Annotated in this window: 12 protein-coding genes and 2 pseudogenes; 8 read left to right on the plus strand and 6 right to left on the minus strand. The window is 65.7% G+C overall.

Annotated elements, in window-relative coordinates; translation table 11 throughout:
• Positions 1 to 1,750: 1,750 nt before the first annotated feature.
• Entirely contained in the window at positions 1,751 to 1,903 is a 153-nt protein-coding gene (locus DL519_RS00360; protein WP_190812387.1) for a hypothetical protein, read from the minus strand.
• 8 nt (positions 1,904 to 1,911) lie between these two features.
• Positions 1,912 to 2,109: a hypothetical protein gene (locus DL519_RS00365; protein ID WP_223838292.1), complete on the minus strand. Its 198-nt coding sequence runs from the start codon at positions 2,107 to 2,109 to the stop codon at positions 1,912 to 1,914.
• Positions 2,110 to 2,588: 479 nt separating this feature from the next.
• Here DL519_RS00365 and DL519_RS00370 point away from each other — a divergent pair, with 479 nt between their 5' ends.
• Together DL519_RS00370 and DL519_RS00375 are read left to right on the plus strand one after the other, a co-directional pair.
• Complete coding sequence (locus DL519_RS00370) at positions 2,589 to 3,488, plus strand: helix-turn-helix domain-containing protein (RefSeq protein ID WP_223838293.1); 900 nt, start codon at positions 2,589 to 2,591, stop codon at positions 3,486 to 3,488.
• 11 nt (positions 3,489 to 3,499) lie between these two features.
• Entirely contained in the window at positions 3,500 to 3,880 is a 381-nt protein-coding gene (locus tag DL519_RS00375) for a DUF397 domain-containing protein (RefSeq protein ID WP_190812362.1), read from the plus strand.
• A gap of 167 nt (positions 3,881 to 4,047) precedes the next feature.
• Here the strand turns inward: DL519_RS00375 and DL519_RS00380 are convergent, their stop codons facing one another.
• Both DL519_RS00380 and DL519_RS00385 read right to left on the minus strand, forming a co-directional pair.
• Complete coding sequence (locus tag DL519_RS00380; protein WP_190812389.1) at positions 4,048 to 5,556, minus strand: HAL/PAL/TAL family ammonia-lyase; 1,509 nt, start codon at positions 5,554 to 5,556, stop codon at positions 4,048 to 4,050.
• Positions 5,557 to 5,865: 309 nt separating this feature from the next.
• On the minus strand, positions 5,866 to 7,080 hold the full coding sequence (locus DL519_RS00385) for a cytochrome P450 family protein (RefSeq protein ID WP_190812390.1): 1,215 nt from the start codon (positions 7,078 to 7,080) through the stop codon (positions 5,866 to 5,868).
• Positions 7,081 to 7,308: 228 nt separating this feature from the next.
• Here DL519_RS00385 and DL519_RS00390 point away from each other — a divergent pair, with 228 nt between their 5' ends.
• Genes DL519_RS00390 through DL519_RS00410 form a run of 5 tightly spaced genes read left to right on the plus strand, consistent with a single transcriptional unit; the run spans position 7,309 to position 12,128 of the window.
• Positions 7,309 to 8,079 carry an SDR family NAD(P)-dependent oxidoreductase gene (locus DL519_RS00390; protein WP_190812391.1) on the plus strand — a complete coding sequence of 257 codons (771 nt, stop codon included), beginning with the start codon at positions 7,309 to 7,311 and terminating at the stop codon, positions 8,077 to 8,079.
• A gap of 17 nt (positions 8,080 to 8,096) precedes the next feature.
• The gene (locus tag DL519_RS00395; RefSeq protein WP_190812392.1) at positions 8,097 to 8,366 is read left to right on the plus strand and encodes a hypothetical protein; all 270 of its coding nucleotides are present in this window, start codon (positions 8,097 to 8,099) and stop codon (positions 8,364 to 8,366) included.
• Positions 8,363 to 9,418 (plus strand): AMP-binding protein, encoded by a 1,056-nt coding sequence (locus tag DL519_RS00400; RefSeq protein WP_190812393.1) that lies wholly within the window; start codon positions 8,363 to 8,365, stop codon positions 9,416 to 9,418. Before DL519_RS00395 ends, DL519_RS00400 begins: the two co-directional genes overlap by 4 nt.
• On the plus strand, positions 9,415 to 10,986 hold the full coding sequence (locus DL519_RS00405) for a beta-ketoacyl synthase N-terminal-like domain-containing protein (RefSeq protein ID WP_190812394.1): 1,572 nt from the start codon (positions 9,415 to 9,417) through the stop codon (positions 10,984 to 10,986). Before DL519_RS00400 ends, DL519_RS00405 begins: the two co-directional genes overlap by 4 nt.
• Positions 10,974 to 12,128, plus strand: coding sequence for an FAD-dependent oxidoreductase (locus tag DL519_RS00410; protein ID WP_190812395.1), 1,155 nt, complete (start codon positions 10,974 to 10,976; stop codon positions 12,126 to 12,128). Before DL519_RS00405 ends, DL519_RS00410 begins: the two co-directional genes overlap by 13 nt.
• Before the next feature lie 125 nt (positions 12,129 to 12,253).
• On the opposite strand, the pseudogene DL519_RS45305 reads toward DL519_RS00410, so the two are convergent.
• A pseudogene (locus DL519_RS45305) lies at positions 12,254 to 12,407 on the minus strand (IS110 family transposase); the annotation flags it as partial.
• A gap of 192 nt (positions 12,408 to 12,599) precedes the next feature.
• Positions 12,600 to 12,752: pseudogene (locus tag DL519_RS00415) on the minus strand (IS110 family transposase); the annotation flags it as partial.
• A 207-nt stretch (positions 12,753 to 12,959) separates the two neighbouring features.
• Here DL519_RS00415 and DL519_RS00420 point away from each other — a divergent pair.
• On the plus strand, positions 12,960 to 14,234 hold the full coding sequence (locus tag DL519_RS00420; RefSeq protein WP_190812396.1) for a YrhB domain-containing protein: 1,275 nt from the start codon (positions 12,960 to 12,962) through the stop codon (positions 14,232 to 14,234).
• Positions 14,235 to 14,341: the final 107 nt, after the last annotated feature.

Raw genomic sequence — 14,341 nt, forward strand, 5'->3', positions numbered from 1 at the left:
GACTGACGAGCAGGAGGCGGAGCTGGCGGAGCTCCAGCCGAAGGCGCAGCAGTGGCAGAAAAAGAAGGAAAGGGACGTGGATTGGTACCGGGTAAGAAAGGCTGCTGCCGATCGGGTTGCGGTGTTGGAGGGGTTGAAAGGGCAGGGGCGGCTGACTGACGAGCAGGCGGCGGAGCTGGCGGAGCTCCAGCGGAAGGCGCAGCAGTGGCAGAAACAGAAGGAAAAGAACGCGAAGTATCGCAGGGTGGGAAAGGCTGCTGCCGATCGTGTTGCGGAGTTGGAGACGTTGAAGAAGCAGGGGCCGCTGACTGACGAGCAAAAGGCGGAGCTGGCGGAGCTCCAGCCGAAGGTGGCGCAGCTGAAGCAGAAAAAGAAGGAATATAACGCGAATCGGTACCAGGTGGGAAAGGCTGCTGCCGCCCGTGTTGCGGTGTTGGAGGGGTTGAAGGAGCGGGGGCGGCTGACTGAGGGGCAGGGGGCGGAGCTGGCGGAGCTTCGGCCGAAGGCGCAGCGGTGGCAGAAACAGAAGGAAAGGTGGACGGATTGGTACCAGGCGGGAAAGGCTGCTGCCGATCGTGTTGCGGAGTTGGAGACGTTGAAGGAGCGGGGGCGGCTGACTGACGAGCAGGCGGCGGAGCTGGCGGAGCTTCGGCCGAAAGCGCAGCAGTGGCAGAAACAGAAGGAAAATCAAGCGGATCGGTACCAGGCGGGAAAGGCTGCTGCCGCCCGTGTTGCGGAGTTGGAGGCGTTGGCGAGGCCGCTGACTGACGAGCAGGCGGCGGAGCTGGCGGAGCTCCAGCCGAAGGCGCAGCAGTGGCAGAAAAAGAAGGAAAGGTGGACGGATTGGTACCAGGCGGGAAAGGCTGCTGCCGATCGGGTTGGAGTGTTGGAGGGGTTGAAGGAGCAGGGGTCGCTGACTGAGGGGCAGGGGGCGGAGCTGGCGGAGCTTCGGCCGAAGGTGGCGAAGCTGAAGCAGAAAAAGAAGGAAAGGATGGCGGATTGGTACCGGGCGAGAAAGGCTGCCGCCCGTGTTGCGGTGTTGGAGGGGTTGGAGGGGCGGGGGCAGCTGACTGAGGGGCAGGGGGTGGAGTTGGCGGAGCTCCGGTCGACGGTGGCGGGGTGGGGGCGGAAGAAGAAGGTCGGGGAGGTGACGGAGACCGGGGTGGGTGGGGCCCTGGTGGTCGGGCGGGGTGTGGGGCCGGAGGGGGTATCGGGGTGGACTGGGACTGAACACGACCGGGACGCGTGGTGGGCTGACGTCGATCTGGATGCGTGGCTTGCTCGGGCGGTGGCGGATGTAGATGGGGCGCGGGTGCCGCAGGGTGCCGCGGATGCTGGGGTGATGCTGAGCGAGAGTGCTTATGAGGAGTTTGTCGCGACCGAGTTGCTCGCGTTCCTGGGACAGGATGCCGGGGACGATGCTGCGGGTGCAGACAGTGCCGGGCCGGTTGCCGGGGACGATGATTTCGCTGCGTTCCTTGATGAGTACGGGGGGGATTCCGTCGGGTGGTTTGGGGGTGAAGGCACTGACGGGCTGTTTTTCGGTGAGCCGTTTCCGGAGGATGCGGTGTGGCCGGATGAGGGGCGGTAACCACGCACCGCGTCCTGGAGTATTTGTCCAGCCCGTAGGACGTGTAGTCCTTGTCGTTGGGGATGCGGCCGGGCGGTGTGTCGGGGGACGTCCACTCCGCCCGGCCGCGCGGCTCGATGCCGCCGCGAGTGGGGGAGGTCGCGGCATCGGGCCGGGTCTTCAGAGTGTGTGAAGGCGCTGGATGATTCGTTCTTTGAGCTCGTGGTCGATCCGGGCCCAGGCGGGCGACTCGGTGAACCGCCAGACGTGGTTGTCGGTGGTCGGGGCGTCGTCGGGTTCGGGGTTGACTGGGGTGCCGTCGGGCCACCGCATGGGGGAGGTCACCGTGGCCGGCCCTTCATTTCTTTGAGCAGCGTGTTGCAGTCCTGGCATGTCTTGGCGTGAATCCAGTCCATTTCGGATGGGTTGGCCAGGGCGAAGGTGTTGCCGCGGAACGCTTCGTCGGCTGTGCCGGTGTCCAGGCGTGTGCCGGCGAAAGCGTGCCGCACGAGGCCGTAGGCGCTGGACTCGTCCGGCACTGGCAACCAGAAGTAGCGCTGCTGTGTCTGGGGCTAGGACATGAAGACTCCAGTGTTCGGGATTTGTAGGGGTGGCGGGCGGCGCGCGGAGCCCGAAGGGGCGCGCGGTGTCGGGGGCACCGCTCGGTCTCGACGCAGCGCCGCCCGCCTCATATGCCCGGCCTTTCCTGTCGGGAGGACACGGAACGGCCCGGGCGGGTCTCAGAGGTGTTGAAAGCCGCTGCTAAAAGCAGCATTTCGCCTGATCGGGTGTGGATGCACTGGGGTAGTTCAGGGCGGGCGCATCCGCGGCCTCGGCAAGAACCTTCTGCATCTCATGTCCTCAATCTCATCTCGCGTATGGCCATGAGATGAAGATATCGTGATAATCACCATTTTCTTACCCGTCTGATCGGGTAGCACCGAGCGATACCCTTCGTGGTGGAAAGGAGGGGTGCTCGCTCGGTACCAACGCCGGCACGACGCAGGGAGAGCGCCCAATGCCAATGGTCAAGATGCGTACCGCCAGGAAGCTTCTGCTGGGCCGCGAGATCGCCCACATGATCGAGACTGCCGGCATCTCGCAAGCCGACGCGGCGAAGATCATCGAGTCGAGTCAGAGTCGTATCGCTGGGTTGATCAGCGGCATGGGGACGATCTCCGTTGGTGATCTGGACCTGCTGGCGACGCGCCTCGGATTCACTGACGATGGCCACCGGGAAACGGTGCGCGAGCTGCGCCGGGACAACCACAAGCGTGGCTTCTGGTCAACCGGCCACAATCGCGCGTACGCAGAGGATCTACGACTCCTGATCGACCTGGAGAAGCACGCGGACCAGATCCGGCAGGCTGAGGTCGAGGTCGTGCCCGGCCTGCTGCAGACCGAAGCCTACGCACGCGCCATGCATGCGGACCAACCAGAGATCGATGGCGTGACCGTCGAAGACCGCGTGGCGGCGCGAGTCGCGCGCCAGGACATTCTCGACAAGCCCGAGCCGCCCACGATCCAGGTTGTCATGAGTGAGTCGTGCTTGCGCCGCATGTGGGCCCCGGCAGACGTGATGCAGCAGCAGATTGAGCATCTGATCAAGTTGTCGAACCGGCCGAACGTGATGATTCAGGTGGTGCCGTTCCAGGCTGCGCCTGGCCGCCGGTCTCCGCTCGGCACCCGCTTCACCCTGGTTCGCGTCCCTTCCCCAGGTGCCGCAGGACCACTCGAACTTGCGTATACCGAAGGTCAAGGCGAGGTTCGCTACCTGGACGACAAGAAGGCGCTTGCGGCCCATGAGACAGCCTGGGCGCGCATCACGAACGCGGCCCTGCGGTTCGATGAGAGCCGGAAGTTCATGAAGGCGATATCACGCGACTACGCTGAACAGGCGAAAAACACCACCAGCTAGGGAGTTTGCACATGAGCACGGTCCCACGACCGCAATTTGCCGAGCGGGATTTCCGCAAGGCAACCCGAAGTGAGCCAGACAAGCAGTGTGTACGGGTGGCTCGCCGGGATGGTTGGGTCGAGTTGCGTGACGACAAGACGGTGTTCGGCGCGCCGGATGACCACCGGCTGGTGTTCACCGCCGAGGAGTTCGACGCCTTCTTAGCCGGTGCTCGGGAGGGCTGCACCGAGGGGCTGTGCCTGGAGATCACCTGTCGCGGCGTGGACGGCATGTACGTGTTCCGCCGTCGCGGCTGGGCAGCCGTCGAGTTGGTGTTCACCGAAGCCGAACTGCTGGCGTTCCGGGACGGCGTCACGAACCATGAATTCGACGCGGTCGCCTACACCGCATAGGTTTTCCACAGACCGAAGGCCCAGTCACCGCGTGGTGACTGGGCCTTCATGCTCTCGCGACGGCGGCGTGCCGATGGTCGGTGAGACTTTCTGCGAACGCGTCATCGCCCTCGGCGTCGCCCACGCGGGAATGTCCCTTCGCGGGACTCGCTGACATACCGGCCGGATCAGTTGATCCGTTCGCGGGCGTAGTCGTCGAGGACGTCGGCGGCGTGCTGCACGTCCAGGTCGAGTGGACGGTCGGGGTCGATCGGGGGTACTTCGGCGATCAACCTGTCCATCACGGCGGAGCAGGCCGGGGCAGTCGGCCGGCGGTCACCGACGTGCACGGCCTGGCGCAGCGCGACCGCCAACGCGCCGTGCAGCCAGCGCAGTGAACGGGATTGATCGAGCGCGTTGAGCGCGGCCTGGGTGCCGAACGGGACAATATCCTGGTTGTGGAGATTGGTGGGCAGGCTCTGCATCGCGGCCGGGGTGGCGTTGCGTCGCATGTCGGCGACGGTGGCCGTGGCGGCGAGCTGGACACCCTGGACGCCGTGCTGTTCACCGGGGATCGTTGCCAGGACGGGTGGCAGACCGCTGTTGCGGTGCGGGTCGACCATGAGGTCCAATTGCCGCTCGGCGAGGTTGCCCATTTGGACAGTGGTGTTGGTGAGCAGGTCGGCGGCGAACGCCACGGGCTGGCCGAAGAAGTTGCCGCCGTGGGCGATCTCATTCTGCTCGGGGAAGAACACCGGATTGTCGCTGATGCCGTTGAGGTCCGCCTCGATGACCGAGGCGACGTAGTCGAGCGCGGACCCGGCGGCGCCGAGCAGTTGAGGCACGCATCGGAGGCTATACGGCTCCTGGAGCCCGCGAGCACCGGTAGGTTCGGTGCCTGCGAGCAGTCCACGCATTTCTCGGCCCACCGCCGCAGCGTGTTCGTGGCCGAACGCCGTGAGCAGGTTCTCGGACAGATAAGCCGGCGTGCACCCCAGTACGTCGGCCATCAGCGCGGACAGCACTTGCGCGGTGAGGTGTGATCGGCGGATCGAGGCGAGCGCGAGGCCGGCGGCGGCAGCGGTCAACGATGTGCCATTGACCAGTGCCAGGGCGTCGCGCCCGTCCAGGCGCAACGGTTGCAGCCCTGCCCGGTGCAACGCGTCGCCCGCCGGCATCCGGCTGGCACCCAAGTACGCGTAACCATTGCCGCGCAGCGCTTGGGTGGCGTGGGCGAGTGGGATCAGGTCGCCGCTAGCACCAACGGATCCCAGGCGCGGCACGGCCGGGGCGAAGCCGGTACGCAGCATCGCCGCGAGGGCGTCGATGACCGATAACGAAACGCCGGAGTGCCCTCTGGCCAGCGACCAGAGCCGGACCAGCAGTGTCGCGCGCACGACGGCGGCCGGCAGGTCCGGGCCGTGGCCGGCGGTAAGGTGGTTCAGGGTGTTCTCGGCCTGATCGGCCAGCTCGCTGCGCCCAGGGAACTTGACCAGCGGGCCGAGCCCCGTGGTCACGCCGTAGATGGCCTGGCTGGCCGCGTGGGAGTCGAGCACGAACCGGTGGCAGACCTCGATCCGGCGCCGCGTCTCGTCGTCCGCGACGACGTCGATCGGACGAGCCGCGCGCTCAAGATCGGGCAGCCCGAGCGGGCCGGGCACGCGCAGCGCAACGAGATCGGCTGTGTCACTGAGCATCCGGTATCTCCTGAAACGGTGAAGGGGTTAGCTTTTGCAAAGACGTCCGCCGCGGCCGTGGCACCGCCGAGCGTGCTGCCGATCCCGGCGCGTGAAACCGCTTGGGCATGAACGAGTATCTCCGCCTGCGGCACTCATAGGCGCACCGTGGTGCCCGCAGGGACCGGGCCGTCGTCCAGGTATTCGGTTGTAGTCATGTAGGTGGCGCGATGACCGCGGAGCCGCAGCTCAGCGATCATTGGCGAGTCCGGGATGGAATTTTCTGGCAGCCGGCACCGACATGAACGCGATGTGCATCGGTTCCCGCTCTCAGCTGATCAGGCAGGGCAATGCCGCCACGGCTCGGGTCACTACGCTCGTTCGGGGCACGATCTGGTCTGCCGCGACGGCGAGCCGCAAGGCAGACCCGGTCCGGGCGAGCAGCTCCCCGATGGCCACCTGGACCTGGACCCGGGCCAGCGGCGCGCCGGGGCAGAAGTGCGTTCCGCGGCCGAAGGCGAGGTGGTGGTTGTCGGCGCGGCCGATGTCCAACTGCGCGGGTTTGTCGAACCGGCTCTCATCGTGCCCGGCGGACAGCAACGAGAACATGATCGGCTCGTGCGCGGGTACGGCGGTCCCGGCGAATTGGGTGTCCTTTTCGGACGAGCGGAAGATCGGTAGATCCAGTGGCGCGGTGTAGCGGGCGAACTCCTCCACGGCGGACGGCAACAGCTGCGGATCTGCCTGCAACCGGGCCAGTTCCGCCGGGTGAGTCAGCAGCAGGTGCAGGCCGTTACCGATGAGATTTGCCGTCCCTTCTTGTCCGGCGTTGAGAAGGCCGAAGATCGTGGAAGTCAGCTCGGGCCGACTCAGCTGGCCGTCCTTGTGCTCGCGGACCAGGACCGAGAGGAGGTCTTCACCGGTATGTGTTTCCCGCTCCGCGCAAAGGGTCTCGATGTATTCGTACAGTTCAAGTGCGGGGGTGACGAGTGCGTCCGGGGTACCACCGTGAATCGCGGTGACCACCGCATTGGCAAGTGACTGGAAGTGTTCGTGCTGGTCGGCCGGGATTCCGCAGATCTCCGCGAGCGACCGGCCCGCGAACGGCGCCGCGTACTCGGCGACGAGGTCGACCTGCGGCCGTTCGCCGAATGAGTCGATCAACTCCCCGGCCAACGCGACCAGGCGAGGCCTCAGGCGTTCGGCGGCCTGTGCCGAGAAGGCGGGGGCGAGCAGTCGGCGTATGCGCGTGTGGTCCGGCGGGTCGAGGTTCTGCACGTCGCCGACGATGGCGGGCCGCACAGCTGCGGGCAGTGCGTCGAATGGGGTGCTCACCGGCAGCCTGGTCTGGTCGTTGGACAGACGCGGGTCGCTCAGGCCCTTGCGCACGTCGTCGTACCGGGTCACCAGCCATGCGCGGCCTCCGTCCGGCAGAGCGACCGGCGACACTGGCTGGTTCGCCCGCAGGTAGGCATAGGTGGGAAGCGGGTTCACCAGGAATTCCGGGCTCAGCGGTGTGATCAGATGATTTGCTGATTCGTTCATCTGAATTGCCCATCGAATGACGACTTCACGCGTACTACCATGGCTTAACGCTACGTCCGGGGAAGGTTTCGGCAACGGCTCTGCCCGAACGGCCAAAAGTTTTTTCCCTTTTGTATCGCTGGCGTTGACAATGCGAATGTGTGCCACAAGTCTGTTTGTGCAGGTTGGCCTGTGTCCCTTCTGGGTGTTCGTGTTGTGAACTCGCCGCATTTCGGACGAATGGAAGACATGTCGGGCAGACTCGCAGGAAAGATCGCATTCATCAGTGGCACAGGACGTGCTGGAATCGGCCGGGAGTTGGCGAAGATATTCGCCGCAGAAGGAGCCAAAGTTTTCGGCTCGACACGAAGTGAGGGCTCTGCCGCCGAGACGGTCGCAGCTGTGAAGGCGGCCGGCGGCGTGATGGAGGCGTTCGCTCCGGCCGACCTGTCGGATCCTGCAGCGGCGCAGAACTGGATCGACGCGGGCATCGCGGCGTTCGGCGGGATCGACATCCTGGTGAACAACGCCGGGGACCTGCGCAACGGGCCGTTCGACGAGCAGCCGCTCGATGACTGGTACTACACGCTACGCACCGAACTGGACTTGCCGTATCTCTGCACAAGGGCGGCGTGGCCGCACCTGCGGGCGCGCGGCGGCGGCGTAGTGATCAACATGGGCTCTGTCGCAGGCATGCGTGGCGTGCTGTTCCACCCGATGCTACCGCACGGCGTCACCAAGGGCGCGCTCATCTCGATGACCAGGCACCTGGCCGCAGCCGGAGCCGACCACAACATCCGGGCGGTCTGCATCAGCCCGGCCATGGTGCGCAGCGACGCGACCCAGTCGCACATCGACGCGGGAGAGTTCGACGACCTGATGCGCATCACGCCATCGCGGCGGATCTGCGAACCACGGGAAGTCGCCAACCTCGCCCTGTTCCTCGCCTCCGATGAGGCCACCTATATAAATGGCGCCAACATCCCGATCGACGGCGGTGTGTCCGCCATGGGCGGATGACGACAAGGAGTTGGGACGTGCTCATCGACAGTTCGACGGTCGAACCGCTGGTTCGGGACGCCATCGGAAACGCCATGCGGATCTCCCTGGAAGACTGGCCCGCCGACCGACCGCTGGAGGAGGTCCCAGACGGGATCTACGACAGTCTGGTGCGGCTGGACGCCGTGGCTCGGCTGGAGCAGAAGCTGGGTGCGGGGTCGCTCGACCTGGAGAAAGGCGCCGGCCAGCTCGGCAGCATCGCCTCGATTACCGACTGGATCGTGCGCGAACTTGGCGCCCGGGCATGAACCTCGCCCCGGAAACGGCGCTGCGCCACTATTTTGGCCAGGCCGATGCGCCGCAGGGTGGTTGGTCCGTCCGATGGGACGCGCTCAGCGCATCGCAACGGGAGGCCGTGCTGAGCCGCGAGGTGCCCGAGGTGGTGACCGTTCGCACCTCCGGATCCACCGGCGTGCCAACACAATGGTCTCACTCCCGTGAGCAGATGCTGGCCGAGGCGGCCATGCTGGCGGAGCTCTGGCGGGAAGACCCCGTTGACCTCATGCTGGCGTTCGCCCCACCAACCCACCTCTACGGCCTGCTCACAACGCTGCTGATGCCGGCTGTGCTGGGCGTCGAGGTCTGGTACCAACCCGGGCCGGAGGCCCCGATGCCCGACGTGCGCGGCCGGGTCCTCGGGATCACCGCGATCCCGTGGACCTTCCGTCTGTTGGACCGCCGCCGCGACGAGCTCGCAAGAGCCTCTCGGATAGTGATCCAGCACAGCACGGCCACGTTGCCACCCGGCGCCGAGGACTTTGCCAACGCCTTCGGCCGTGGCCGGGTCCGTATCACCGAGATCTTCGGATCGACCGAAAGCGGGGGCATCGCCCACCGTGCCGGACGTGATCAACCGTGGACGCTCTTCCCGGACATTACGCTCACCCACACCGCGGATGGCGCACAGCCGGAGGTTCCGCTGGTGGTGTCCGGACCACGTCTCGCCGCGGGACTGGATACCTGGGCCACCGGCGATTTCGTGGAGATCGTCGACCCACGGCACTTCCGCTTCCACGGCAGGCGCACCCGGCTCCGCAAGATCAACGGCGTGAGGGTGGACTTCGACGAGGTCGAGTACAGGCTTCGCGACACTGTGCCGAGCAAGGACGTCGCTTGCGTCCCGGTCGACGACCCGGTACGCGGCGAGAACTTCACCGTACTCGTCGTACCGGATGAGCCGGGTGCCCCCGATGTCGTCAAGGCTGTCCGGATCGCCCTCAAGTCATGGAACCTGGTGCCGCACGAAGTTCTTGTCGTGCCGGCCATCGAACGCAGCGAGACAGGGAAACTACGCCGGTGACGCCAGCCATCGCCATTACCCGAATCATGCTCGACACCGGATTCGGGCGCGACCTCGAGCAGACCTGGAGTCGTGTGCAGGCAGGGGAAAGCGCCGTGCGCACGACAGGCGAGTTCGACGGTGCCTACGTATCGAGAATAGACAGCGCGGTTGATCTGACCACGCTCGTGGCGGCCATTTCGGAAGACGGCCTGCCAGCCGACACCGGTGTGGTCATGGGTACCAACGGTGCCCCCGAAGTGGCGTGGCTGACTGGCCAGCCGTATTCGGTGCTCGACGATGCCGCCGAGGCGATCGGGGCCACTGGCCCGCGCGCGGTGTTCGGGACCGGCTGTATCGCGGGCACGAACGCCATCTGCTACGCGATCGATGTCCTGCGTACCGGTCGGGCGCGGGCCATGCTCGTCATCGGCCTGGAGACGCTGACGGTGACGACGATGGCGACCTTCCGGAGCTGGAAGGCGATCGACCCCGCACCGTCTCGGCCGTACCAGGGCAGCAGCGGGATCAACCTGGGGGAGGGCATCGCGGTGCTGCTGCTCGAGGCCGATCCGCAGGACGGTGTGATCGCGTACGTGAACGGATATGGCCTGAGTTCAGACGCATTCCACGTAACCTCGCCGCCGCCGAACGGAGAGGGCCTGGCACGGGCGATGACCATGGCGCTGGAGGACGCGGGGGTGCGTCCTGAGGACGTGGATTACGTCAACGGCCACGGTACGGGCACTTCCGCGAACGATACCGCCGAACTGGCCGCGATGCGCGCAGTGTTCGGAGCTTCCGCGCCGCCCATTTCCAGTTCGAAACCGCAGTTGGGACATACGCTCGGCGCATCGGGTGTCGTCGAGACGGCGGTCACCGCCCTGGCCGTCCGCGACCAGGTGCTGCCCCCGACAGCCAGCGCCGATCCGGCTGAGACGGGTGAGTGGGACGTCGTGCCCCAGAGGGCACGAGCGTCGCGCGTCGACGTCGCGGTCATGAACTCACTCGCATTCGGCGGTGCTAACGGTGTCCTGGTCCTCGGGCGCCACGCTGGTAGCCGTCACTCCACGACGGACCGGCAAGTGGCCAAGGCGGGCGAAGTTACGGTGCCGGACGTCGGCGCAGCAACCGAGCTGATTCCCCGCGCTTATGCAAACCGCTTGGACGACTTGGGAAAACTCGCGATGGCTGCCGGGCAGTCCGCGTGGCAGGCGGTCGGCCACACCGCCGACGACAGCCCTGCCGCCGACCGAACCGGCTTGGTCTTCGCCACCGCCAGCGGGCCGACGCGCACGATTGACGAATTGCATGCGGCCGAACAGCGCGGGGAACTGGATCGGGTCAACCCGGTCACCGCGCCTAACATCGTCTGCTCGGTGACGGCCGGCTACATCTGCCAGTTACTCGGCATCAAGGGGCCGCTGTCGGCCATCACATCCGGCGAGGAATCCGCTGCCATCGCCGACGACTACGCACACGGCCTGATACGACAAGGACGTGCCGACACCGTGCTGGTCGTTTGCGCTGACGAGGTGGGCGGTGCACGTGCCTACGTGCTGAGTGGGGAGCCGTTATGCGTGTCGTGATCGCCGGCGCTGGTATCGGTGGACTCTGCCTAGCCCAAGGACTGACCCGAGCGGGCATTACGTGCGCTGTCTACGAACGCAGCCCTGCGATCTCGTGGAGCGGATACCTGCTGCACATGAACGCCGATGGGGGCCTGGGCCTGCGCACCTGCCTGCCGGACAATCTGTACGAGCTGTACGTGCAGACCTCGCGCGTCACGCCAAGACGGGATGTCCTCGTCCTGCAGGACCATCGCGGCAACGAGGTCGCCACGAAGCCCCACATCGGGCCCCCGAACGACCCGATCGTGCCGCACACCACCGTGCATCGCCGGGCGCTGTGCCAGATCATGCTCCACGGCATCGAGGACGTGGTGCACTTCGGGCGCCCGGTGCGGGGATACCAGCAGTCCGCGGCTGGAGTTACTGTCGAACTCGCAGACGGCGAAGAGGTAACGGCCGACGTACTGATCGGCGCGGACGGGATCAACTCAGTGGTCCGGCGTCAGCTCTTGCCGGATGCCGAAGTCGACGTGCTCGTCGAGCACGTCCTGCTGTCGAAGGCGCCGCTGACACCCACCCTCCGGCATACACTTCCAGACGCCTTCGACGACAGCTTCGTGATCACGATGGACCCCTCCGGCTCACTCATGGCAGCAGGCTTATTCGAGGCGCGCCGCAATTTCACCGCCGCGGCAGGGGATTTGGCGCCAGGGCTGTGGCTCGACAAGGTCGATGACTACGTGTCGGTCAGTCTCGAACCCGCAGTGGAAAGCATCGGGCTATCCCGGACGGACTTCTTCTCCGGTTCCAAGCCTTCTCTCCACGACGTGATGCGGCGTGCAGTCGCCCACTGGCATCCCGGATTGCAGTACCTGGTGGCCAACGTCCTGCCAAGCTCGATCGTGCCCAAGACCAACCGTGTTGTCCGGCCTGTCGCGGCTTGGCGGCCGAGCAACGTCACTGTTCTCGGCGACGCCATCCACGCGATGCCACCCATGCTTGGCGACGGCGCCAACAGCGCCCTCCGAGACGCCGGTTCCCTCGCCACAGCGCTGATCGACGCAGCCGCTGGTCGGGTAGGCCTGATCGAGGCGATCGAAGGATACGAGGACGAAATGCGCACAAGAACCTACCCCTTGCTGAAATCGGCCAGCATCTGATCATCGATGTCTGGGCACGACCAGCGCCGCGGCGTGACCACCTCGCCACTCCTGGTAAGGGGTTTGGAACTGCTTCCAGTTCGGCGTGAGAGCGCTGGCGAACGCAGAGGCGTAGCCGATCTCAGCAGGATGCGGGCGGCGTCGGTGATGACGTTGGCGTCGCGGGTGTCGGTTGTGGCATTACCGGGGCTGGAGTAGAGGTTGGCGATGCGGCGTTTGACCAGACCAGGCAGGTACGCGACTTTGGTGCCCTCGGATTCCGGCGACGGTGACCGGCAGTCCCCAACCTTGGCCGGCTCGTGCCGCGGCTACGAACCTTGATCGTCCTATTGATCATCACGCGCTCGCAGCCCACCCACCATCCAGCCGCCTTGGAGAGGTGCCGATTTCGCGCGAAATCGGCAGCACCCTCAACACCCGATCAACAGTGCTTGACGCGGCACTGGTCGACCACGACCAACAGGGGCGGTGTTCGGCGAGCTTGTCGAACAATGCCCGCAACTTGGGTTCGCTGGTGGGCAGGGGTACATCGTGCAGGCTCTTTCCGGTCGGGGCCAGGCCCGCGGCATGGTGCTCGCCCGTGCCGACGTCCAGGTCGAGGAACACGCCATATGTGCTCGTCATACACCAGCTACTTCGCGTTGTGCGAGAGCTGGTCACCGGTCGGGCATCGAAGGCTGTCACGGACAGGCGTCTCTCACACACACCACCAGGGAGACAGTAGACTGAGCGGGCAGGTTGTGCCTGACCTTTGGGTAAGCGGCTTGGAGGCTGGGTGTGGTGAGCTCATACTTCGCTGGAGATGGTTTAGCGAGTGAGGGACGGAGCGGCATGAACGAGCTCGCGGAGCGGGCACGCTCCTGGTTGCACGGCACCTATGGGCAGCGTGTGGCGTTGAGGGGTGAGGAGGCGATCCTCTCGACGGAGCGGGCTGCGTTCTTCGGTTGCCGCTATGTGGAGTCTGACGAGCCGATGTTGGCGGCGACGATCTGCGTGCCGCTGGACGGGGCGGAGCCGTTTCCCGCGTCTAATGCCGGTCCGCTGGATGAGGCTCTCAATTTGTCGGGGTCTGAGCCGGGGTCGTGGCGCTGGCGGGTCAATGCGAGTAATTGTGTGATCGCGACGGATGCTGCGGTGAATTGCTGGCCTGCTTCGGCGTTGCCGTGGGATCCGGCTGGTGAGACGCCGGGTTGGTGGGATCGGCTGCTGGCGGCGTATTTCCCGGATGCGGAGGTGTTGACCTGCGCGACGTGGGAGGCTGCGAGAAGCGCCATTGCGGATGGGGGTGTGGGGACTCGGGCTGTGGTGTGGTTGCGTCGTCAGCTCGACGGGCGTGAACTGGCCGGTCACCTGTTGTATGCGGATTACGCGGATGACGCCGTGGTCTTTCTTGATGGTCTGCGGGGGACGTTCGCGGAGCAGAACGACGCCGAGGTAGCCGAGCTTGTGGTGGCGCGTTTCCGCCGCCCGCAAGGTGATTCGGTCGGCGGGCTGCTGCCGTGGGAAGTCGCGGCGGACGAATTCGCTGGGGCTGTTGAGAAGGCGGAGGCGTGGCTGGGATACCGCTATGACGGGGAGGTGGGGCTTGTCTCTCCTGATCCGGTCGATGAGACTGAGCGTGGCTGGTTGTTCGCTTGTACCACCCGGAGTTTCCAGGACAGTGGTGACTGGCGTGACCAGATGCTCGACGCGGCTGTGGTGGTCCCGAAAGCGGCTGGTGAAGAGCCGTTCGGTCTGCCCAACCGTGATCCGTGGGCGTGGCTGGATGACTGGAACGCCGGGAAGCCGGGGTTGATGCCGCCGCCGGAGCCCGCGCAGGCTGCGTGGTTTGGTCCGATGGTGGCTCAGCTCGGACCCGTGGTCGGTGTCAGCGTTCATGAGCATTGGTTCGGTGTTTTGGAGGAGATCGCTTCTTTTCCCGCGCAAACCCAGGTGCTGGTGTGGTTGCGCAGGAGGGATACCCGGGGCCGGGAGAGTGTCGGGCACCTGTTGGTGGCTGTGAACGATACCGATGGTGTTCGGCTGTTTGATCCGATGGATGGGCGTGCTCAGCCGCTTATCGAAACCGCACCGTTCGAGCTCCGGGTCATGCGCTTTGGCTCGTGAGTACGAATACGTGCTGCAGTTCCCCTTCACTCGCGAACATATCCGTCGAAAGCGACGTCTTCATGGATTCGAGTGGCGTGGTGAACCTTGCTGCTTGAAGGAGCCGT

This window comes from Saccharopolyspora pogona, assembly GCF_014697215.1.
GTDB classification, from domain to species: domain Bacteria; phylum Actinomycetota; class Actinomycetes; order Mycobacteriales; family Pseudonocardiaceae; genus Saccharopolyspora; species Saccharopolyspora hattusasensis.